This is a genomic window from Candidatus Desulfofervidus auxilii (genome assembly GCF_001577525.1).
In the GTDB taxonomy this organism is placed as follows: domain Bacteria; phylum Desulfobacterota; class Desulfofervidia; order Desulfofervidales; family Desulfofervidaceae; genus Desulfofervidus; species Desulfofervidus auxilii.
This window is the reverse complement of sequence record NZ_CP013015.1, coordinates 2,029,199-2,051,232: the sequence shown is the minus strand read 5'-3', so window position 1 is coordinate 2,051,232 and position 22,034 is coordinate 2,029,199. Positions and strand designations below refer to the sequence as shown.

The 22,034-nt window shown below is 36.1% G+C and carries 18 protein-coding genes; 5 read left to right on the top strand and 13 right to left on the bottom strand.

All coding sequences use genetic code 11. The features are described from left to right. Window position 1 precedes the first annotated feature (1 nt). On the top strand, window positions 2–997 hold the full coding sequence (gene pdxA / locus HS1_RS10220) for a 4-hydroxythreonine-4-phosphate dehydrogenase PdxA (RefSeq protein ID WP_066064906.1): 996 nt from the start codon (window positions 2–4) through the stop codon (window positions 995–997). A gap of 113 nt (window positions 998–1,110) precedes the next feature. After that, on the top strand, window positions 1,111–1,944 hold the full coding sequence (locus HS1_RS10215) for a sensor histidine kinase (protein WP_172793680.1): 834 nt from the start codon (window positions 1,111–1,113) through the stop codon (window positions 1,942–1,944). A 55-nt stretch (window positions 1,945–1,999) separates the two neighbouring features. Here HS1_RS10215 and HS1_RS10210 read toward each other — a convergent pair whose 3' ends face one another. Genes HS1_RS10210 through HS1_RS13190 form a run of 8 tightly spaced genes read right to left on the bottom strand, consistent with a single transcriptional unit; the run spans window position 2,000 to window position 12,318 of the window. After that, window positions 2,000–3,358: a sigma-54-dependent transcriptional regulator gene (locus HS1_RS10210; RefSeq protein WP_082757873.1), complete on the bottom strand. Its 1,359-nt coding sequence runs from the start codon at window positions 3,356–3,358 to the stop codon at window positions 2,000–2,002. A 2-nt stretch (window positions 3,359–3,360) separates the two neighbouring features. After that, window positions 3,361–5,109, bottom strand: coding sequence for an ATP-binding response regulator (locus HS1_RS10205; RefSeq protein ID WP_066064898.1), 1,749 nt, complete (start codon window positions 5,107–5,109; stop codon window positions 3,361–3,363). Window positions 5,110–5,143: 34 nt separating this feature from the next. Next, the gene (locus HS1_RS10200) at window positions 5,144–7,999 is read right to left on the bottom strand and encodes a histidine kinase N-terminal 7TM domain-containing protein (RefSeq protein WP_066064895.1); all 2,856 of its coding nucleotides are present in this window, start codon (window positions 7,997–7,999) and stop codon (window positions 5,144–5,146) included. A 3-nt stretch (window positions 8,000–8,002) separates the two neighbouring features. After that, window positions 8,003–8,587, bottom strand: coding sequence for a methyltransferase family protein (locus HS1_RS10195; RefSeq protein ID WP_066064892.1), 585 nt, complete (start codon window positions 8,585–8,587; stop codon window positions 8,003–8,005). Next, window positions 8,580–9,569 (bottom strand): NAD-dependent epimerase/dehydratase family protein, encoded by a 990-nt coding sequence (locus HS1_RS10190; RefSeq protein ID WP_066064889.1) that lies wholly within the window; start codon window positions 9,567–9,569, stop codon window positions 8,580–8,582. Before HS1_RS10190 ends, HS1_RS10195 begins: the two co-directional genes overlap by 8 nt. A 1-nt stretch (window position 9,570) precedes the next feature. Then, window positions 9,571–10,818, bottom strand: a complete 1,248-nt coding sequence (fabF, locus tag HS1_RS10185) for a beta-ketoacyl-ACP synthase II (protein ID WP_066064886.1) — start codon at window positions 10,816–10,818, stop codon at window positions 9,571–9,573. Window positions 10,819–10,849: 31 nt separating this feature from the next. Further along, window positions 10,850–12,109, bottom strand: coding sequence for an OmpP1/FadL family transporter (locus tag HS1_RS10180; RefSeq protein WP_066064883.1), 1,260 nt, complete (start codon window positions 12,107–12,109; stop codon window positions 10,850–10,852). After that, window positions 12,106–12,318 carry a MerR family transcriptional regulator gene (locus HS1_RS13190; RefSeq protein WP_156469451.1) on the bottom strand — a complete coding sequence of 71 codons (213 nt, stop codon included), beginning with the start codon at window positions 12,316–12,318 and terminating at the stop codon, window positions 12,106–12,108. The genes HS1_RS10180 and HS1_RS13190 overlap by 4 nt, the downstream gene beginning before the upstream one ends. Window positions 12,319–12,945: 627 nt before the next feature. Here HS1_RS13190 and amrS point away from each other — a divergent pair. From amrS to trpS, 3 genes are read left to right on the top strand one after another with little or no spacing between them, the layout of a single operon-like run. Further along, window positions 12,946–13,962, top strand: coding sequence for an AmmeMemoRadiSam system radical SAM enzyme (gene amrS, locus HS1_RS10170; RefSeq protein WP_066066590.1), 1,017 nt, complete (start codon window positions 12,946–12,948; stop codon window positions 13,960–13,962). A 37-nt stretch (window positions 13,963–13,999) separates the two neighbouring features. Further along, window positions 14,000–15,379, top strand: a complete 1,380-nt coding sequence (locus HS1_RS10165; RefSeq protein WP_066064877.1) for a DUF429 domain-containing protein — start codon at window positions 14,000–14,002, stop codon at window positions 15,377–15,379. 27 nt (window positions 15,380–15,406) lie between these two features. Next, on the top strand, window positions 15,407–16,387 hold the full coding sequence (trpS, locus tag HS1_RS10160; RefSeq protein ID WP_281178298.1) for a tryptophan--tRNA ligase: 981 nt from the start codon (window positions 15,407–15,409) through the stop codon (window positions 16,385–16,387). On the opposite strand, the gene HS1_RS10155 is transcribed toward trpS, so the two are convergent. From HS1_RS10155 to HS1_RS10135, 5 genes are all read right to left on the bottom strand, one after another. Then, window positions 16,384–17,043, bottom strand: a complete 660-nt coding sequence (locus HS1_RS10155) for a potassium channel family protein (protein ID WP_066064875.1) — start codon at window positions 17,041–17,043, stop codon at window positions 16,384–16,386. The genes trpS and HS1_RS10155 overlap by 4 nt on opposite strands. An 8-nt stretch (window positions 17,044–17,051) precedes the next feature. Further along, window positions 17,052–18,413, bottom strand: a complete 1,362-nt coding sequence (locus HS1_RS10150) for a TrkH family potassium uptake protein (protein WP_066064873.1) — start codon at window positions 18,411–18,413, stop codon at window positions 17,052–17,054. A gap of 1 nt (window position 18,414) precedes the next feature. After that, window positions 18,415–19,860: a TrkH family potassium uptake protein gene (locus HS1_RS10145; protein WP_066064870.1), complete on the bottom strand. Its 1,446-nt coding sequence runs from the start codon at window positions 19,858–19,860 to the stop codon at window positions 18,415–18,417. 5 nt (window positions 19,861–19,865) lie between these two features. Further along, the gene (gene trkA / locus HS1_RS10140; RefSeq protein ID WP_066064867.1) at window positions 19,866–21,200 is read right to left on the bottom strand and encodes a Trk system potassium transporter TrkA; all 1,335 of its coding nucleotides are present in this window, start codon (window positions 21,198–21,200) and stop codon (window positions 19,866–19,868) included. A gap of 104 nt (window positions 21,201–21,304) precedes the next feature. Beyond that, window positions 21,305–22,000 (bottom strand): zinc metallopeptidase, encoded by a 696-nt coding sequence (locus HS1_RS10135; RefSeq protein ID WP_066064864.1) that lies wholly within the window; start codon window positions 21,998–22,000, stop codon window positions 21,305–21,307. Between the last annotated feature and the right edge of the window lie 34 nt (window positions 22,001–22,034).

The window sequence follows — 22,034 nt, the reverse complement described above, 5'->3', positions numbered from 1 at the left end:
TATGAAACCAATTTGTTTGGCCATTACGCTGGGAGATGTATGTGGAATTGGGCCTGAGATTGTAATCAAGGCTTCATATCACAGAGATATTTATCAATCTTGCCAATTAGTAGTCATTGGGGATAAAGGGGCATTAGAAAAGGCAGCTTATATATGTAAAAAACAAATAAAATTAGTGCCTCCACCTTGGGAGGAAAAAGCTGCCTCCGCTCCAGGCACCATTTTTCTATTTCCTGTCTCTCATTTAGATGAAAGGGACTTGATTTATGGACAGCCTTCACCAGCAGTAGGTAAAGCAGCGGTTCATTATATTAAAACAGCCGTTTCTCTGGCCTTAGAAAAAAAGGTAGATGGTATAGTAACCTGTCCTGTCAATAAGGCCCTAATTAATGCCTCAGGTATCCCTTTTTCGGGACATACTGAATTATTAGCAGAGTTAACTGATACTAAACGCTATGCCATGCTATTTGTAGGAGAGAAATTGAGGGTAGTGCTTGCTACTATTCATGTGCCTTTAAAAGATGTGCCCCAATTAATTAATCAGGAAAAACTCCTTGATTTGATAGAGCTTACCCATCATTTTTTTGAAAACAGATTAAAAATAAAAAAACCCCTTATGGCCGTAGCTGGTCTCAATCCCCATGCTGGAGAAGCAGGTTTAATGGGTCAGGAAGAGATAAAAATGATCATACCGGCGGTTAAAAAAGCTAAAGCAAAAGGATTTAATGTAGAAGGACCATTTCCCCCAGATACCCTCTTTTATTGGGCCAAAGAAGGACATTATAATGTAGTAATCTCCATGTATCATGACCAGGGATTAATCCCTTTTAAACTTTTGCATTTTAAGGACGGAGTAAATGTAACCATGGGCTTGCCCATTATCCGCACCTCAGTTGACCACGGCACGGCTTATGATATTGCGGGAAAGGGCATTGCTGATGAACATAGCTTGGTAGAAGCCATAAAATTAGCCGCTAAAATGGCTATTTCCTTATAAAAATAGTTTTCAATCCAGAATCACCAAGCAAGACATAAATTTTTGGGGCATCTTTGTCTCATTCTGCAAATTTTTTGTTGTATTTTGAGAATTATTATGGTATGTTTTTAAATATGTATGCAAGATCTGAAGAATCAGTAGAAAAACTGAAAAAAGAATTGGAAATAATGGAAAAACAAACTTTGAGGTATGCCCAAGACCTGGCCAAGATTTTTAAGAAGGAAAGAGAGAAAGCCGTTCAATTAGACTTAACTAAAGAACAACTGGTGAGGTCTGCTAGGATGGCTTTAACAGGTCAATTGGCAGCTAGTATGGCTCACGAAATCAATAATGTGATTACTCCGGCCATTGGGAACATAGATTTAATATTGTTACAACAAGAAGCATTAGAACCCAAGCTGGCAGAGAGGATTATGCGTGTTAAGGAATCATTAGATAAAGTTTCTTCAATGCTCAGGCATCTTCTTGATTTTTCAAGGAGAGAGACCGAAAAAAAGGAAAAGGTAAATGTCAAAAAGTCAGTCCTCAATGTATTAAATTTTTTAGAATATAAAATCAAAAAGAAGGCTATTAAAATACAAATGACATTCCCACCAGAACTACCCGAAATATATGGAGACACAGATCAATTAGAGCAAGTTTTCACTAATTTGACCATAAATGCCATAGAAGCTATGGATGTGGAGGGAATTTTAGAAATAACTGTGCAATATTTGCCTGAGAAAGATTACCTTGAAATTTCTTTTAAAGATAATGGACGCGGTATAGCCTCTGAAGATTTAGACCACATTTTTGCACCTTTTTATACAACTAAAGAAGCAGGAAAAGGCACGGGTTTGGGTCTTTTTGTTAGTTATGGAATCATTGAGAAACATGGTGGCATTATTGATGTAAAAAGTGAGTTAGGAAAGGGAAGCACTTTTACTATAAAACTACCTCTAAAGTAAAAATCTTTTTTGATACAGAACGGGTTTGTCCATCCTAAGGGGGGTCGCTACGTTATTAATATTCATTTGGAAGATTTTTAATATCATTGGGAAATTTGATATTTAGCTTGTCCATTTTATATTTTAAGATTCTTCTGGATATTCCCAATATTTGAGCAGCCTTGGTCTGCACAAAATTAGCTTTTTTTAAAGCATTCATGATTAAAGCCCTTTCCAATTCTTTCTCAGCTTGAAGTAGACTCATTTTATTATCTTTTAACCTTGAGGGAATGAGCTTCGACGGTTTCGCCAGTTTCAATTCCTCTGGTAAATCCTCTTCTGTGATAAAGTCGCTGGTTGAAAAGGCTATTATACGTTCAACCATATTTTCTAACTCTCTGACATTTCCAGGCCAATCATATCTAATAAAATAATCTAAGGCCTCTTTAGAAATACCTTTAATTTCCTTTTTCTCCTTTTGACTAATTTTTTTGATGAAGTGGTTGACTAACAGAGGAATGTCTTCCTTTCTTTCTCTCAAAGGTGGTATGTAAATAGGAATTACTTTAATGCGGTAATAAAGGTCTTCCCTGAATTTTCCATCTTGCACTGCCTTCTTCAGGTCCTTATTAGTAGCTGCAATAAACCTTACATTTATTTTTATGGTTTTACTCCCTCCAACTCTCATAAATTCCTGAAATTGCAGGAATCTGAGCACTTTGGCTTGAGTGCTTGGGCTCAGGTCAGCTATCTCATCCATGAATAATGTTCCGCCATCAGCTAATTCAAATCTACCTAGCCTTCTTTCTTTAGCATCTGTAAATGCTCCTTTTTCATAGCCGAAAAGCTCACTTTCAATCAAATTATCCGGAATGGCAGCACAATTCATCACTATAAATGGTTTATGTTTACGCGGACTTTGGAAGTGAATAGCACGGGCTATTAGTTCCTTTCCTGTTCCGCTTTCCCCAAGAATTAATACCGGAGCCTTACTTTGGGAAATCCTTTTTACTATATCTAAGACTTCCTTTATCTCCCTGCTCTTTCCTATGATTTGAGGGGTAGTATAGGAAACCAATTTTTCAGAAAGGGCCTTTTTTACAATGGATTTAATTTCATGGACATCAAATGGTTTGGTGATATAATGATACGCACCTAAATTTATGGCCTCTAACGCTGCCTTGGCAGTATCCACTGCGGTAATCATGATAATGGTTAGGTGTGGATAGGTTTTTCGCATTTCTTTGAGAATTTCAAAACCGTCCATACCAGGCATGAGAATGTCCAAGAGGACAATATCACATTCTTCTTTTTGCATAATTTGAAATGCCTCTTGGCCTGAAGAAGCCAGAAGAAGTTTATAATCCTTACTTAAAATCATTCTTAATGACTCTCTAGCCGAAAGTTCGTCATCTACTACTAATATTTTGGGCATTCTCATGTTTGAATCCCAGGTAATTTTATCACAATGGTATTTTCTTGTTCGCTTTTTTTAATTTTCATACTTCCTAACCGCGCCATAGCCCTCTTGGCTATAATTAACTCTAAATCAATTTCATTTGTAACTCTAGGATAGGATATTTCAAGGCGTATTCCTTTTTTAGAAGGAAAACCTAAATCAGCAAAGGTTTTTTTCTCTTCTTCGTCAGGCTCAAAATCATGTGTTCTGATAATCAATGGGCTATTTTTAGGCAAAGAAGATGTGATGCTTTTTATAATTCCATCAAAGATAAAAGAAAAATGTTCTTGGTCAATCCATACCCTATCTGATAAATGAGCAAATTCCTTTTGAACCTCAACATCTTCTAATTCTCCTAAAAGTCTATGTAAAATGGGTTGAAGTTCGGTAATAGTAGCATTGGGAGAGGTCATTTCTCCATATTTGAGAATTCTTTCTACGAGGTAGTTAATCCTATCTGCACTTTCATTCACTACTTGATAGAATTGGTTGCGAAAACCATTATCTTCATACATTTCAGGAAGGAGCTGAGCAAAGGTTTTTATAGCCACTAAGGGATTTTTGATTTTATGAGCCAGTTTTACCGCTAGAGTTTCAACAGATAATATATCCTCACTTTCCCATGGTTTTTTATGAGAAGGGAAAACCTTTGGACTAAAAAGTAGTTGTGAACCTGAAATTTCTTCTTCTTTTGAAAAAATAGCACTGCGAACAACCACACTTTTCAGTTCTGTTAGGTTTCCAGGCCACCAGTAATTCTGTAAGACTTCTAAGGCATCAAGGGAGAACTCCTTTGCTCTTATATTTGCCTTCTGTCTTACCTCCTTTAAAAAATAGTCTGCAATGGCAGGAATGTCTTCCTTTCTCTCTCTTAAAGGGAGGAGATGGATAGGTATAATACTCAATTGATAAAATAGGTGACTATCAAATTCTTCCTTTTCCTTTTTTTCTTGAAGATTGACAGAGGTAGCCGCAATTACTCTAATATTGTTATTCAAACCTTCCTCAATAAATTCTCTAAGCACTATCTGCCATTTTGTGTCTAGCCTTTCTATTTGCTCAAGATATACAGTGCCATATTCAACCTTGGTTTTTTCTGTGAAAATCTCTGGTAGAGAGTTAATATTAGAACAATTAATTTTAATCCATTTTCCCCCTTTGTGAGGTCCATTCCAGTGGATGATCTTGGCTGTAATTTCTTTGCCTACCCCTTTTTCTCCAGTGATTAAAACCGGTAGGTTGTTATCCAAGGCCACTCTAATCTGTTGCTTTATAGGGTCTCCAAGTATAGGAGATTCATAAATCTTCAAATACTTAATGAGCTCTTTGGACTCTTTTTCTTTAGAAATTCCTGACCGCAGAATATCTCGACGGAGGAGTAAACGTTCTACCTTTTTAGTTAGCTCATATGCACTTCCGGGTTTGGTAAGAAAATCCATGAGTTCATAATCCATAATTTTGGATATTTCATCCTTTATATGCTCATCTCCTACCAAAAGAATGGCTAAAGTTTTGTTGATTAAAAGCAACCTCCTCAAAAAGGTCATTTTTTTATAAATGGGTTGAATTATTCCCAAGATAACCAGACTGATATCCTCACTTTTTACTAAAATAAATGTTTCTTCTTTAAAATCAGAGACAATTACATGATACTTATCACTGAGGATAGTTTTAAAAAAATTCCTCACACTAACTGATTCATCAATTACTAAAATTCTCTGTTTCATCTGGCGGTCCAGCGCATATCCATTTTGCTATAATTTATTTTCTACATGGCAGATTTACAAAAAAAGTGGTGCCTTTTCCTAATATACTTTTAACTTCTATAAATCCATTGTGTTCTTGGACGATTTGGTGAGAAATAGACAATCCCAAACCACTACCCTTCTCCTTAGTAGTAAAAAATGGGTCAAAGATATGGTCTAATATTCTCTTAGGAATGCCCTTTCCTGTATCTTCTATTTCCACTTGCACATACTCCAGTCCATTTTTTTGCATGCTTCTGCTCCCTACCCATATAGTTCCTTCGTTGGGTATAGCCTCTATAGCATTCAAAAGAATATTTAAAAATACCTGTTTAATTTGCTCTTCATCTAACATCACTTGGGGAATTTTTTCTAGTTTGGTATTAATGATAACCCTTTTTTTCTTGGCTGCCACCCTAATAAGAGCAATTACCTTTTCAATAATTTCATTCACATCTGTCTTATTTAACTTGGGTTCTGAAGGTCTTGCAAAATCTAAAAGGTTGTTGACCAAATTGGTGACCCTTTCTACTTCAGAAGTGGTCAATTTTAGAAACTCTTCACGAAATTCTTTATCTTCAAACCTTTCAGGCAAGAGTTGGAGAAATGTATTAACTGCCACCAATGGATTTCTAATTTCATGAGCCAGGCCTGCGGTTAAGGAACCAAGGGCAGCCAGCCGATCAGTTCGACGCATAAGTAATTGAGTCTTCTTCATATCTTCATATAATCTGGCATTTTCCAAGGCAACAGCTGCCTGATTGGCAAAATTAGCAAGTAGTTCTAAGTCTTCATGGGAGTACATATCTCCGCTTCTTTTTTTACCTAAATTTATAAGGCCAATTAATTCACCTCTGGTAATTAATGGGATGCATACCTCTGATTCCATAGAGTTCAATCTTTCTACTATAAGCTTATTTTTGGGGTCATCTATAAACCTTTCTAATTCTTCCTTTACAATAATTTGCCCATCTTCTTTTAGCCACTTAAAAAATATGTCATCTTTGGGAAGTTTTTTTATTTTAGGACTTAGTTCTCTAAATGCCCGAAGAATGTAAGCTCCTTTCCTTCTATCTAGGAGAAAAAAAGAAATACTTTCTATCTCTAAATCCTGAATGAAAATGTTGCTTGTTTTTTTAAACAACTCCTTTTCATCTAAAAAGGAAATTACTATTTTGCTCAATTTAGTTAAGGTTTTTTTGTATTCATATTTTCTTTTAAATAGAGTTCTTTCTATAAATCTCTCCGCCTTAAACTTGGTTTTACTGAAAACAATGGCAGATAAAAAAAGCACTACAAAAACTAAAGAAGAAAAAACATAATTTATTTTACCAAAGAAAAACCTCTGGGCAAAAATAATAAAAACCATGCAAGGGACCAATATTAAGAATGACAGATAGGTATAAACCGTCCCTTTTTTGATTACAATGTTTATGTCCATGAGTTGGTATTTGACAATGGCGTAGGTTACGAGGATTACATATAAAAAAGTGACATAATAACCGTAAGGGTATACATTAATGCCATAAGCAGGTAAGAACGTAGATGAGCCACCCGGAAATGCGATCATTGAGGCAATTAAAACGTACTTAATCTGATTTTTGGCTAATCCTGAAGATTGTTGATACTTTCTAAGCAATTCATACCATGCCAAGCCAACTGAGCCAGCAAACATTAGGAGAAAGTAAGGATATATCCTACCAGGAACTGTATAATTTTTTGAGAAAAAGTTAGGTTTAACATCTATTACGAGAAATTCTTTAAAATTTGCTAACAGAAATATTCCTCCTAGAAAATAGGCAAAATAAAGAAGTTTTTTTTTGGTTTTTGTAATATTATTTAAGAAAGCAAGAATAAAATGTAAATAAAACACAGGAATTAATACCGCACCATAATTGGCCATACGAGACCAATATAGGGCTGATGTATTATCGGAAATCACAGACATTACGCCCAAAGAGAAGGCCCACAAAGCTATGCTTAGAGATAACAAAACCCATGTCACATTAACTTCTTTTTTAGGGTTTTTTAAAAAAACAAAAACTCCTAGAAATAAAGCAAGAAAACTTGTCACTAAAGATATAAACAAAAAAGGGGTCATTTCTATAAATTGCTTTTGGAACAATCTTGACGTAAGAATTAAATAAATGGAAGAAACAAAAATGAAACTTAGAAAGAAGATGTAAACACCTTTTTTTATTATAATTTCTAAATCCATCAAATGGACTCTAGTAATAGCATATGTGATTATGATAGCATAAAAGATGACAAGGAAATTCCCGTAAGGGTAAATTTCTATATGAAAAACTGGTAGGAAAGTCGTTGAACCTCCAAAGAATCCGATAGCCGATGCTAACAAAATATAGCTTAGCTGTTGTTGTTTTAAGCCGGTAGATGTTCTTTGCGCCTTTATTAGTCGACTTAGTGCATAGCCAACATATCCAAAAAACGTTAATACAAAATAAGGATATATCTTGCCAGGTACCGGGTAATATTTGAAAGAAAGAATGGGCCTTATATCTTTCACGAATAAGTTTGTAGAATCTAGTAGTAAGAAAATGATACCTAAAATGTAACCTCCCCAAATTATTTTTCTTTTAGTAGTATCTTGTAAGAAGGTTAGAACAAAATGAAGATATAAGATAGGTATAAAAATCGCTCCAATATACAGAAAACGAGACCATAACAGAGCTGTCTCATACTCCTGGCTCAATACCATCATGCCCACCCCAAAACTCCAAATACTTATGGATAAACTCAAAAAAAACCATATTTTACTTAAGTGTTTTCCCCTACCGCCAATATAGACATAAATTCCTAAACCTAAGCTAACAAACGCCGTCATTAAAGCTGATATTGCAAAGACACTCATATTTTACCTTTTTCTAATAGGTAAGAATGCGGGGACTTCTTTTTTATATTGTTGATATTCTTCTCCAAATGTTTGTGCCATGACTTTTTCTTCAAACCATACTCTAAGGAATAACAAGGGAATATAGACCAGCAAAGCTAAACAAAAGGCATAGTATGAATTAGGAATAAGTGGGACACCCAAAATTTCAAATATAACACTTGAATAGTATGGGTGCCTTAAATATTTATAGGGTCCTTTTTTTATGAGCTGATGTTTTTTTTTAATTTCAATATGTGGACTATGAAGTTTCCCTAATGTCCGAGTAGCCCAATTTCTGCCAGCTAGTGCTACAGAAAACATGCCTAACCCTATACCAGAAACTATGTAGTTTATTTCTCGCCTAACCCAAAAATATTCTATTGTTGTTCCTATCCCGACTATAAAGTGGGCTGTAGTCAAAGCATATAAGGTCCATTTTTTCTCAATTTTACCACCTTTTTCTCTTTGTTCAAAAAAGGTGCTATGTATCCGGTGGATAGCCATTATCACCATAAATAACACGAATAATATAGTAAATGGGATGTTTAATGCATGTGACTCAGCCATATTTTTCTTTATACCATATAACAGTCCTTCTTATTCCTTCATCAAAATCTACCATGGGGTCATATTTCAATTCCTGTCTGGCTTTAGAGATGTCGCATGCCCAGCTATTGGGTATTTCTCTTATCATATCCCTAAGGGAAGTAGGAAATTTGTTTCCCCACTTTTTAAAAGCTGGAAAAACTAATGTAGCTATACTTGCTACCCAAACAGGTATATAAAACCGAGATACCTTTGTATCCAACTCCATCGCTATTTTCTCGGCTATTTCTCTGATTGTGCGAGGTTTTTGATCGGCTAAAAAATATATTGTATAATTTGTGTTTTGTGTCTTTCTATCTATCAACAAAATCCCATTAATGAGGTTATCAATATAGCACAGGCTTATCACATTATTGCCATTTCCAATGATTCTAAATAGTCCTCTTTTGATTAGCTCTAACATAGTGAACACGCGGGAGCTAGTGCTTACACCAGGCCCATATACTGTTGGCAATCTTATGATTGTTGCGGGTAATGTATACTTTTTTGAAAACATCGATATAAGTTTTTCCACCAGGTATTTACTTTTACCATAAGGGGTTATGGGTTTACAAGGACTTTTTTCATTCAATAAAATACCTTGCTTTGGATTGGGTCCTACAGCGGCAATACTACTAAAGTAAACAAACTTTTCAATCTTCTCACCAAGGCACATTTCTAGAAGGTTTTTAGTCCCATTCACATTAACCTTGTAATAACCACTGCTTTTTGGGGAGTAAACCTCACCGGCCAGGTGATATACAATATTAACACCTTTAACAATGCCTTTAAGCGAATCTCTATCAAGCAAATCACCATAAACAAGTTCTACTCCTAGCTTTTTCAAGTATGTTGTATTGCTAGTCTTTCTAACTAGACACCTTACATCTCTTCCTTTCTCAACTAGGGCCTTTACTAAATGAGTTCCAATGAATCCTGTAGCACCAGTTACTAGTGTTTTCAATTTATGCTCCTGAGTATTTTTTGATTATTATGGCTGCATTTCTTGAACCAAAGCCCAAAGAATTTGACAATACAAATTTTACCTTAGCTTTTATACCTTTGTTTGGAACATAATTTAAGTCACAATCAGGGTCTGGAATTTCATAGTTGATGGTTGGATGAATAAACTCATGTTCTATAGTTAAAACCGACGCTACTGCTTCTATAGCCCCTCCTCCCCCCAGTGGGTGTCCAATCATTGATTTAGTTGAACTAATAGGTATTTTATAGGCATAAGGGCCAAATATTTTCTTAAAGGCAAGTGTTTCTATTTTATCACCGAGTGTGGTTGAAGTGCCATGGGCATTTATATAATCAATTTTCTCAGTATCTACTCTTGCATCTTTTAAAGCCATTCTTATTGCCCTCACGATTCCTTCTGCATCATCAGAAGCTCTGGTCATATGAAATGCATCGGAGGTTGCACCATATCCTACTAACTCGGCATAAATATGAGCATTTCTCTTCAATGCATGCTCAAGTTCCTCTAATATAACCGCCCCTGCTCCCTCGCTCATTACAAAGCCATCACGATTTTTGTCAAAGGGCCGGCTTGCCTTTTGAGGATTATTATTCATTTGAGACATTACACCTAGTCTGCAAAAAGCACCAAAAGTCATTGGTGCTAAAGGAGCTTCAGCACCACCTGCTATCACTACATCTGCTATACTGTTTCTAATTAGCATCAAAGCATATCCAATAGCATCTGTCCCCGCGGCACAAGTTGTGGATAGAGTGGCACACGGTCCTTTGATTCCCAACTCAATAGAAGTTTGAGAAGAAGCTTCTCCTCCAAAGAGTCTTGTAGCTAGCAAGGGGTCTATTCTATTTAGGCCTTTCTCCATAAAAATAGAATGTTGAAACTCGGCATAAGGCATTCCAGCCAAGGCTGTGCCCATTATAATTCCTATTTTTTTATTATTTCTTCCATTGATGATTAATCCTGAATCTTCTAATGCCATCTTTGAAGCAGCCACCGCCAATTGAGCGAATCTATCCATTCTCCTGGCACTTTTAGGACTCATAAAGTCTGTAGGGTCAAAATCATTAATTTCTCCAGCGATTTGTGATGAATAAGAAGAAACGTCAAACCTGGTTATCTTTGTAATCCCTGATTTGCCTTCTTTCAGTGCTTTCCAGAAGGCATCCTTCCCAATCCCATTGGGTGCTATTACACCCAGGCCGGTGATTACTACCCTTCTTTTCCTCATATTTTTGTCTTTAATTTAGCCATGCCTTACACTATAATACATATTGTAAAGTAACAGCAATAAGACTACAAAACGTTTCATACTTTCCATTCTGCCCGGGTATATTTGTGTGTATAGCCCTATCTTTATAGATTAAAGCCATATAGGAAAGGTCAATACTTAAACCACCTCTGGTATAGCCAGCCCCTATGGTAACTATATGATTGTCTGCATCTGGCAGGATGGGATCAAAGGTTTTACTGGGAATTGGGGTGTTGCGGAACATATAACCTCCCCTTAATACTATTGATTTATTCAATTGATATTTAGCACCCAAGCTATAAAAAAGCGAGTCATGCCAATCCCTTGGAATGATTACATCTGGAGTATTTGGATTTTTAAAATCAGCAGATATTTTGTTAAAAGTTGACCAGTTGACCCAATAAAAATCAAATTCAAATGTCCAATTTTTAATCATAGTGGTTGAAAGTCCAACAGCTAAAATAGAAGGCAAATCAATATTATCAATAAAAACATCGCCATTTTGAAATGTATTTGCTAGTAAAGGGTCAATAGCACCTATGCCAGTAGCAGGTATATTGAACTGCGCATCCCCATCATAGTTTATATCTATCCTGCTTCGATATGAAATCCCCAAATCTATATTATCTGTAATATGATACAATAAACCCAGATTAAATCCCTGACCTTCTCCATCACCTTTTACTCTACTTCTTCCCTCAGGTAGGCCTGGAATACCTATCTCTTCAGAAAGATTGATTGCCCTTTTCATCTCTACATTGGAAAAGACATAATCAAATCCCACTGCCAGAGAAAGCCTAGGGTGAACTTGCCAGGAGATAGCAGGATTTAAGAAATAAGTTTTAAGTTTAGTATATGTAGCAATAAACCGCCCCTCCCAGTCCTCAGGCCAATCAGTAGTAAGTCCAAAAAGGCAAAAGAATCCAAACCCAGCAGCTAATTTATCACTTATTTTATGGGTAATAAAAAAATTAGGGGCAAAATAGGTGTGGTGATTCATTTCCGTTTCGTGACCTGTATCAAAACTATTATAAGTAGTCCTTGGAACAATGATTGAACCACCTGTAGACATACTATTCCCTTCTAATTGATTCATGCCAGCAGGGTTATAAAATACTGCTGAAGGCCTATCTACCTGGGCCGTATAGGCACAGGCCATTCCAGTAGCCGCAGCATCCTGAGTGTATATTAGAAAACCTCCTGCAAAAACTACAGAAATGTTAAAAAATACCATAAGAATAAGCACCAATACTGCTATTAAGGTTTTCATTTTTCCCCCTTCTTTTTAAATGACAACCACTTCCTATTTTTATATTCCAAGACTGCCTCAACATGTTCATCTTGCCAGATTCTCCAGCCTTTCCAATCCCTTTTTACATTGTTCAATTGAGGAATTCTATTCTCTGAGAGCCATCTTCTCAAAGTAGATTCAGAGACTCCAATTTTTCTCAAAAATTCCTTTGTAGAATAATTTGCCATCTTTATAATCCCAGTCAAAGGTATAATAGGTACTAAACCATTTTTAAAAAATTTGTCAAGTATTTTATTACAGAACTTTCCCAGAATTTTTAAAAGCTTTCTAAAAAGGTAAGGTAAGTTCCTCAAAACAGTAATAACTTTAAAAGAAAAAGCCGTAAAGAGTAAAGCGTTAAAAGTAAAGTGTTAAAAAACTCCTTACACCTCACGCTTTACGCCTCACGCTTTACGCATATGAATCAGACAGACCAGTTTAATGTCAAATGTGGAGACCAAACCCCTAATTTTATTAAATCTTAAAATGACAAATGACAAAGCTCAAATGTCAAATCAAGCCCAAAATCCCAATGACAAAACTCCCTGATTTAATGTTTTGGCATTAAGACATTTGGATTTCATTTGGCATTTGGATTTTGAAATTTGGATTTTTTTAAATTACCTATGGCCTGACTTTGACGTAGCCCTGCTTATTGAACGCCAAAAATCCTTAATTCATCCCTGCCTGTCGGCAGACAGGAATGTTTTTAAAGATTGACGCCTAAATTTTGGGGAATGTCCAATTTTATTATCTTTAAAACTAAAATTGGAAGCCATTTTTGCAATGTGTCATTTTATGTTAAATTAATGTTTATGAATTATCCTACAGTAAAAAAGGCAATCCTTCAGGAAGAAATAAAAGAAGGACAAGCCTGCTGTGTTTTATGTGAAAGGAGATGTGTGATTAAAGAGGGAAAAACGGGGGTTTGCAAAACAAGAAAAAACATAAATGGCTGTCTTTATACCTTAGTTTATGGAGACATCAGTGCCCTTGAGGCTAGACCTATTGAAATAAAGCCTTTTTTTCATTTTTATCCTGGTTCAAAGGCACTAACATTTTCCACCTGGTCATGTAATTTTGACTGTCCTTGGTGTCAAAACTGGCATCTTTCAAAAAATGCCCCTAACCCAGGTTCTGCCTGTTTTATAGAACCAGAGCTTATGGTGGAGATAGCCCAACAAGAAAAAACAGATGGATTGTGTATTAGTTTTCAGGAACCTACTGTGCTTTTTGAATATGCCTTAGATGTGTTCAAATTGGCTAAGAAAAAGGGGCTTTATAATACCTTTGTTTCCAATGGTTATATGACCCTTGAGGCCTTAAAATTACTTAAAGAGGCAGGAATGGATGCCATAAATATAGATATAAAAGGTGATAAACAGGTCTATAAAGAATATTTAGGGGCCAGAGAGGAAGTTATCTGGCGAAATGCTAAGGCGGCTAAAGAAATGGGAATGCATGTAGAAATGGTGCATTTAATAGTCAGTGGTTTAAATGATGAATTAAAAAAGATTAAAAAAATTGTAGAAAAACATCTGAAATATTTAGGTCCACAGACCCCACTTCATTTTACCCGTTATTTTCCTGCCTATAATTATCATAAACCCCCTACTGCTATTTCTATATTAGAGCAAGCATATACTCTAGCTCAGAAAAAAGGGGTGCTTTTTCCTTATATAGGAAATATTCCTGGTCATCATGGAGAGAATACTTACTGCCCACATTGTTATAGCTTACTTATAAAAAGACACGGATGGCAAGTGGTTGAAAACTATCTCACCCAAAACACATGCCCCTTTTGTGGCCAGTATATTCCTGTGGTAATCTAAACTTGTCATTAAATCTTAATTGTGTTTAAGTTTAATTATGAATTCATTAAGATTTTTAGGAATAGACATTGCTGGGGCAGAAAATTCATGGGTTTGTGAATTGGTCTGGGAAGAAGATAAAAAAAGAATTTTTTGGTCAAGACCACCATATAAAATAGAGGCCCTTTCAGAAATAGTAAATTTGGTTAAAAATAAAGATTTCATATGTTGTGCCATAGACGCCCCTTTAAGCTTTACTCCCCAGACAAAAAAATGGAGATTATGTGACATAGAATTGAGATGTCTTTTAGATAAAGATATCAAAAACTGGGTTCAATCACCAAATTCCATGCAGGCTGTTCCTTTAAGGGCTCAACAACTAGCTTCTTTGATACTCCCTTATGTAGGTGCCCTCATTGAAACTCATCCCAGGAGTTCTCTTTTTTTTATGTTGAAGGAAAAAAGCGAATCTTTGAAAAAGTACAAGACTTCTTTTAAATATCTTCGCCAATTGACCAATAAAGTTTTTGATTATATTCCGCGGTTATTAAACATAGATTTTGTTATTTCACCAAAAGAGATAAAAACAGACGGTGCCTTGGATGCTCTTATCTGTGCTCTCATGGCCTTTCTTTATATAAAAAGATATCACCTACTTTATAAACTCTCCTTGGAAGAAGAGGTTCATGGTTTTGCCCCTTTTTATATATTTGCGCCACATTCCAAGAAAAAAATCTCAAAATTGAAATATATTCCTGGTAACCTGGGAGATATTTTAAAACATAGTTGGTTATTGACTATTACTGATGAGTTATTAAAGAAAACCCACCATTTCCGATATGCTGATACATTTTGTGGATTTCCTATTTACCAAACTTCACCCAAGGTTGTTTTGTATTTTGAGGAAAGATTAAAAACCTCCTTTCTTTATAGACTTCAAAGGCCTTATTTACAAAATGGCCAATATGCAGGTAGTGCTCATTTAATAAAGCTTCTGTGCACAAAGAAAAAGAAATCATATACTATAGATTTTTACGATAAAAATCCCCAGGCCCTTAAGGCATATGAAGTATTTTTTCAAAAACCCTCTTTATTCCTGAAAGATGGATATGAAATATTAACTCAACCCAATGCCTATGACCTTATTTTTTTAGACCCATATGATGATTTCTGGGAAATTTGGGAAGGGGTGATGCCAAATATTATTAACAAACAGAGAGATTCTTCTATTTTTCTTTTTATTCCTTATAAACCAAATGAAAGAAAATATATGGATTTATTGCAATTTTTAAAAGAGACCAAAGCGAAATATCTTATAAAGGAACTAATTTCTCCTATTTGTGTTCAGGAATGCGGTTACTTTTTTTCTGTCCTATTTTTCCCTCAAGAAGGTCTCTCAATCTCCACACTTGACACCTTAAAACATTTGTGCTTTTAAACCACAGGTTTTCAAGGGGAGGTTGTTTTGGAAAAAAGAGTTTTAAGCGGTATGCGCCCTACAGGTAAGCTTCATTTAGGTAACCTTCATGGGGCATTGACCAATTGGAAACGATTACAAGAGGAGTATGAATGTTTCTTTTTTGTTGCTGATTGGCATGCCTTAACCAGTGAATATCAAGAAACAAATTTTATCAAAGAGTTCATTTGGGAAATGTTGATAGATTGGTTAAGTGTGGGCCTTGATCCCAATAAATCTACTCTTTTTATTCAGTCTAAATTACCTGAACATGCAGAACTACATTTAATTTTTTCTATGATTACTCCTATCCCCTGGTTGGAAAGGAATCCTACCTATAAGGAACAAATAAAAGAATTGGTGGAAAAGGACTTAAATACCTATGGCTTCCTTGGCTATCCAGTTCTTCAGGCTGCAGATATTCTAATATATAAGGCCAACTTTGTGCCTGTAGGTGTGGACCAATTGCCCCATGTGGAAATAACCCGTGAGATTGCCCGTAGGTTCAATTATTTATATAAAGAAGTCTTTCCTATTCCAGAACCTATCCTAACAGAAATGCCTAAGATATTAGGCATTGATGGTCGTAAGATGAGCAAGAGTTATCATAATGCCATTTATCTATCTGACCCTCCAAAAGTGATAAGAGAGAAAACACTCCAGATGTTTACAGATAAAACGCGTTTAAGAAAAACAGACCCTGGTCACCCTGATATCTGTAATGTCTTTTCTTTCCATAAACTTTATACATCACCTGAAAAAGTAAGTCAGATAGAGGAAGATTGCAAAAAAGCCCGTATAGGTTGTGTGGAGTGTAAGAAATTGTTGGCTGAAAATCTGATTAATGGTTTGGCCCCTCTACAGGAAAAACGGCAATATTATCAGGGGCATTTAGAGGAATTAAAGAATATTATTGATGCAGGTATAAAAAAGGCGCGTTCAGTCGCTACTACTACTTTAGGAGAGGCCAAAGAAGCTATAGGAATTTAACCACCTGCCATTTTTTTGAATTTTTCTATATCTTCAGTACGTCCTAAGATAATCAGCATGTCTCCTTCTTTGATTTTAAATTCAGCCGAGGTCAGGAGATTAACCTGTTCTGATCCTGCTTCTCTCACAGCAATTACTTGAATGCCGTAGCGACGGCGAAGGTCTAACTCACCTAAGGTTTTGTCCTTAAATGCCTGAGGAGCAACTATCTCCATTACTTGATAGTCTTCTGAAAGAGGAAGGTAGTCTACTAGATTTGGAGTATCTACACTAGCTGCTAACTTTATGGCGGCATCCCGTTCTGGGAAAACTACCTTATTTGCCCCTACTAATTGTAATATCTTCTGATGGTCTTCGTTTATGGCCTTGACAATAATTTGTTCCACCCCTAGTTCTTTTAAATAAAGCACTAATAAGATACTGGCACTGAGATTGCTACCTAAACTTACTATTGCTAAATCTACTTTATCCAAACCCAAATTTTTCAACAGTTCTCGCTCAGTGCAATCGGCAACAATGGCTTGAGTAGTGTATTCCTGTGCCTTTTGCACCAAGTCTTTTCTTCTATCGATGGCAATGACCTCATGTTTTTTTTCAAAAAGTGATTTGGCTACATTACTTCCAAAGATACCCAGACCGAATATAGCTACTCTCATTTTACCTCCTAGCCCACCATAACATTTTCTTCGGAATATTGATAGGGTGGGGTTACTTTTTCTATTTTAACCAAATGGGCCACTGTCAAGGGACCCACTCTGCCAATAAACATAAGTAGGCTGAGGGTAATCTTTCCCCAACTATTCAAAGTAGGTGTTTTCCCCGTTGACAGACCCACTGTGCCAAAGGCAGAAGCAACTTCAAAGAGGTATTCTAAAAAGCCGCCATTGCCTGCCCCATGAGGGATCCCATACCTTTGGGTTAAAAGTAAGAGGATAGTGCAAACCACTACTAAAATACCAGAGACACTGACCACCGTGATGGCCCTTTGCACAGTTTCATTAGGTAAGGTGCGAAATAAAATATGCACCTTTTCACGACCCTGAAGTTTGTTTTTAATAAAACTTAAAAATAGCGCAAAGGTAGTGGTCTTTATTCCTCCACCACATGAACCGGGTGAGGCTCCAATAAACATTAGAATTATTAGTAAAAATAAGGTGGCATCTGTTAAATGGGCAATAGGTAAGGTATTGAAACCGGCAGTCCTTGGAGTTACCGCCTGAAAAAAGGAATTGATAATCTTATAGGTGAGAGAAAACCCATTGAGGACATTTGACTTCTCAAAGAAAAAGAATAAGACTGTTCCTCCTAGGATGAGATAGAGATTGGTAATAAGAGTGAGTTTAGCATGGAGGGAAAGGAGAGTTTTTTTGGCATAAAGGCACAGGAAAATTTCATAAATAACAAGAAATCCCAAGCCTCCTAGAATAAATAAAGAAGCAATGGTCAATACTACTGTGTAGTTTGCACTAAATTCCTCTAAGTTGGTAGTGAATAATGAAAAGCCAGCGTTACAAAAGGCAGAGATGGCATGAAAAATGCCGTAAAAAATGGCTTTAGATAAGGGATAGAAATGCTGCCAATAGGTTCCTAAAATAAAGGCTCCAATTAATTCAGCAGCAAAGGTGAATATTAAAATCGCTTTTACCAGAGAGAGAATATCTTTAGTAGGAGAGTAAGTGAAGCTATTTTGCAGCACTAGACGGTCTTTAATAGATGGAGATTTACCTAGAAGGAATAAAACCACAGTAGAAACGGTCATTAATCCCAATCCTCCTAATTGGATAAGAAAAAGAACGATTAACTGTCCCCAGAAAGTAAATTTTGTCCCGGTATCCACTACTGTCAATCCTGTCACACATACAGCAGAAGTGGCCGTGAATAAAGAATTAATGTAAGAAAGTTTTCCTACATGAGCAAAAGGTAAATAGAGTAATACCGAGCCCATCAAGATTAAAATAATAAAAGAAAGGGCAAGGATGGCTGGCGGAGATAGGTTTTTGGGTATTTCTAAAATCTTTTGGAACAATCTACTTTCTCCAAAATTCAGGTGTGAATAACACTATAATAGTATAAATCTCCAGTCTACCCAAGAGCATACATAAAATAAGCACCCATTTCCCAAAATAAGGCACTAAATCATAATTTTTTACCGGTCCTACCATAGCCAAACCAGGACCTATATTCCCCATGGTAGCCGCTACCGCTGCTATAGAACTGATAAAATCCATACCCATGGCGGCAAGGGACATAGAAAAAACAATAAACAATGATATATAGAGGACAAAAAGGCCGATTACCCCACTTATTACATCTGAAGGTATAGCCTTTTTACCCAGTTTAATTTGGGTTACTGCATGGGGATGAATGAGTTTAAATATTTCTTTATAACCACATTTCAATAATAACAAAAGACGTACACATTTTATTCCTCCGCCGGTAGAGCCTGCGCAAGCTCCTAAAAACATGCAAGTTAATAAAATGATTTTAGATAGAGTAGGCCAGGTATCAAAATCAGCAGTGGTATATCCAGTGGTAGTAATTATGGAACAAACCTGGAAACTTGCATAACGAATGGTTTTTAAAATGTTATGGTAATGGTTATATATATTAAAACTAACCAGGATGATAAATACACTGATTATAAATAAAAAAAATCTAAGCTCTGTGTCTCTAAAAAAACTTCTTACCTCACCCTTTAACACTCGATAATGTAGAGAAAAATTTATGCCTGCCAAGAGCATAAAGAAAATTATAATACCATCAAAATAAGCACTTTTATAATGAGCAATACTGGCATTTTTAGTGGAAAATCCTCCGGTAGGCATCGTAGTGAAGGTATGACATAATGCATCAAAGAAATCCATACCGCCGGTTGATAATAAGAAAATCTCACAAAGTGAGATGAATACATAGACTTTCCATAAAGATTTGGCTGTTTCCGAAATTCTTGGTCTTAACTTGTCTACCATCAGCGTGGGTGCTTCTGCCTTATATAGCTGCATACCTCCCACACCCAGAAAGGGCAAAATGGCTATAGAAAGGACAATAATACCCATCCCGCCTAACCATTGGGTTAGACTCCTCCAAAATAAGATACTATGGGATAAAGATTCTATCTCATTTAAGACACTAGCACCTGTAGTAGTAAAACCTGAGACAGATTCAAAAAAGGCGTTGACAAAGCTATCAAATACATTGGCGAATATATAGGGTAAGGCACCAAAAATCCCAGCAGCTAGCCATCCTATAGCCACAATAGCTATGCCTTCCCGATGGGAAAGCTCGGCGTTTCTATGGCGTTTTAAGAAGAAATAGCCCATTGAACCAGTAAATGTAGTTAATAGGATAGCTTTGATAAATGCCCAATGGCTTCCATCCTTATAAATGATAGAAACCAATAAGGGAGCTAGCATAGCAATTCCAAGAAAAAAGGCTAAAATAGATATTAAGTGGAAGACATAAAGGAGTCGCATTTTCTTTAACGCCAAAATTTTTCTACTTTAGGTATAGCCTCTGTGGTAGAAAAAATAACCACTCTATCTTCTGGCAGAATTACAGTTTCTCCTGATGGAATAATAACATTTTTGTTTCTTACAATGGCTCCTACAATAGTTCCTTTAGGAAATTTTAATTTTTTTAGAGGTTTTTCAATTATATTAGAAACCGTGGTAGTCATTACTTCAATAGCTTGTAAGTCTTCTCCTAGAGGCATAACTGAGAGCACTTTTTTTTGAAACATATGTTTGAGTAAAGCACTCACTGCAGATAAGGCAGGACTTACAATATTATCTAAACCTATGGCCGAGATTATAGGCAAGTAACTGGTTTTATTTATACGAGTTAATGTTCTTTTTGCCCCTAAGGCTTTTGCCAACAAAGAAATCATTACATTTTGTTCTTCCTCTCCGGTCACTGTGATCACATAATCAAGCTCTTGGATATTTTCTTCTCTAAGGAGTGTTAGGTCAGTGCCATTACCTTCTAAAACCGTAGTTTTTTCCAATTTTTCTACTAAATAGGCACAGTGTTCAGGGTTTTTTTCAATAATTTTAGTTTGGATGCCTCTTTTTTCTAATTCAAAGGCCAAAGTTACACCTACAATTCCACCTCCAACAATTAGGACTTTTGTTATCGGCTTAGTTTCTTTCCCAAACGCTTCTAATATATGGCAGGTTTTCTCTCCTTTACTTATCACATAAATTAAGTCATTAAGTAATATTTTATCCTCCCCTGTAGGAATAATCAATTGACCATTACGCACTATAGCTACAATAAGTAACTTGTGGGAGACTTTCTTCTCTAAGTCTTTCAATTTTATTCCCACCAGTTGCTCCCAGTCTACTTTAATACCTATAATTCTGACTAATTCTCCTGCAAAATCCACAACATCTGAAGCCCCAGGCACCTCTAGGAGTTTTAAGATGGATTTAACTGCTTCTAATTCGGGATTAATAATTAAGTCTATATTCAAAAAACTTCGGCCCAAAAGGTTTTCGTATCTGATAAATTCTGGATTTCTTATCCTCGATGCCTTGGAAATATGAGGAGATATAAAATTGGCTACCAGACAGGCTAATATATTAGTCTCATCACTGTCGGTTACCGCGATTAACATGTCTGCTGATTTTATCCCAGCTTCTTCCAAGACAGCAGGATTGCTTCCCGAACCTAGAACAGCGCCTACATCCAGATGTTCAGAAATATATTTAATTTTTTCCGGTTTTTTTTCCACTATAACTATGTCATTTTCTCTGGATAACTTATGAGCAATATGAAAACCTACTTCTCCAGCTCCTACAATAATAATATTCATTTTTCCCCTTGAAAGCTATTTGATATAAACCTTGATGGTAACCGTCAAGACCCCCGCTCTTTAAAACTGATTTTTGGAGAAGATGGAAGTTTTAAAGATTCCTATTAATCTTCACGATTCCCTAATAATCCGGCCCTCAACAAGAAATAAATTAACTGTAAGATGGCCGCTGCAGCAGCAGCCACATAGGTCATAGCAGCTGCCTGTAATACCCTTTTTGCCCCTGTTACTTCTTCTCCACGCAATAATCCCGTCTCTCTAATAGCCACTAAGGCCCGATGGCTAGCATCAAACTCTACAGGTAAAGTTACTAACTGAAAGAGAACTGCTCCAGAGAAAAATAAAATACCCAATTTAATTAAAGAAAGCGCATGAAAGAGGAAACCTACTATCAGTAAAGGCCAAGCTAGATTTGACCCCAGCATAGTTATAGGCACTAAGGCTGTGCGTAACTTCAATGGTGCATAACCATAGGCATGTTGAATGGCATGGCCTGCTTCATGACAGGCAACTCCTACCGCAGCAATGCTCTGACCGTTATAATTATCCGCTGACAATCTTAAGGTTTTATTCCTGGGGTCATAGTGGTCACCCAAGAAACCAGAAGCTAGTTCTATTTTTACATCAGTAATCCCCTTTGTCTTCAACATATAATCAGCCGCCGCTGCCCCTGATATCCGCCGTGAATTAAAAACTTGTGAATATTTAGTATAGGCACTTTTTACCCATATCTGGGCTATCATTGATAAAATAAAGGCTGGTGCTAAAATTATAAAATATAAAGGGTCAAAAAAGAACATCTATACCCTCCTCCTTTTTAATAAAAATTGTAAT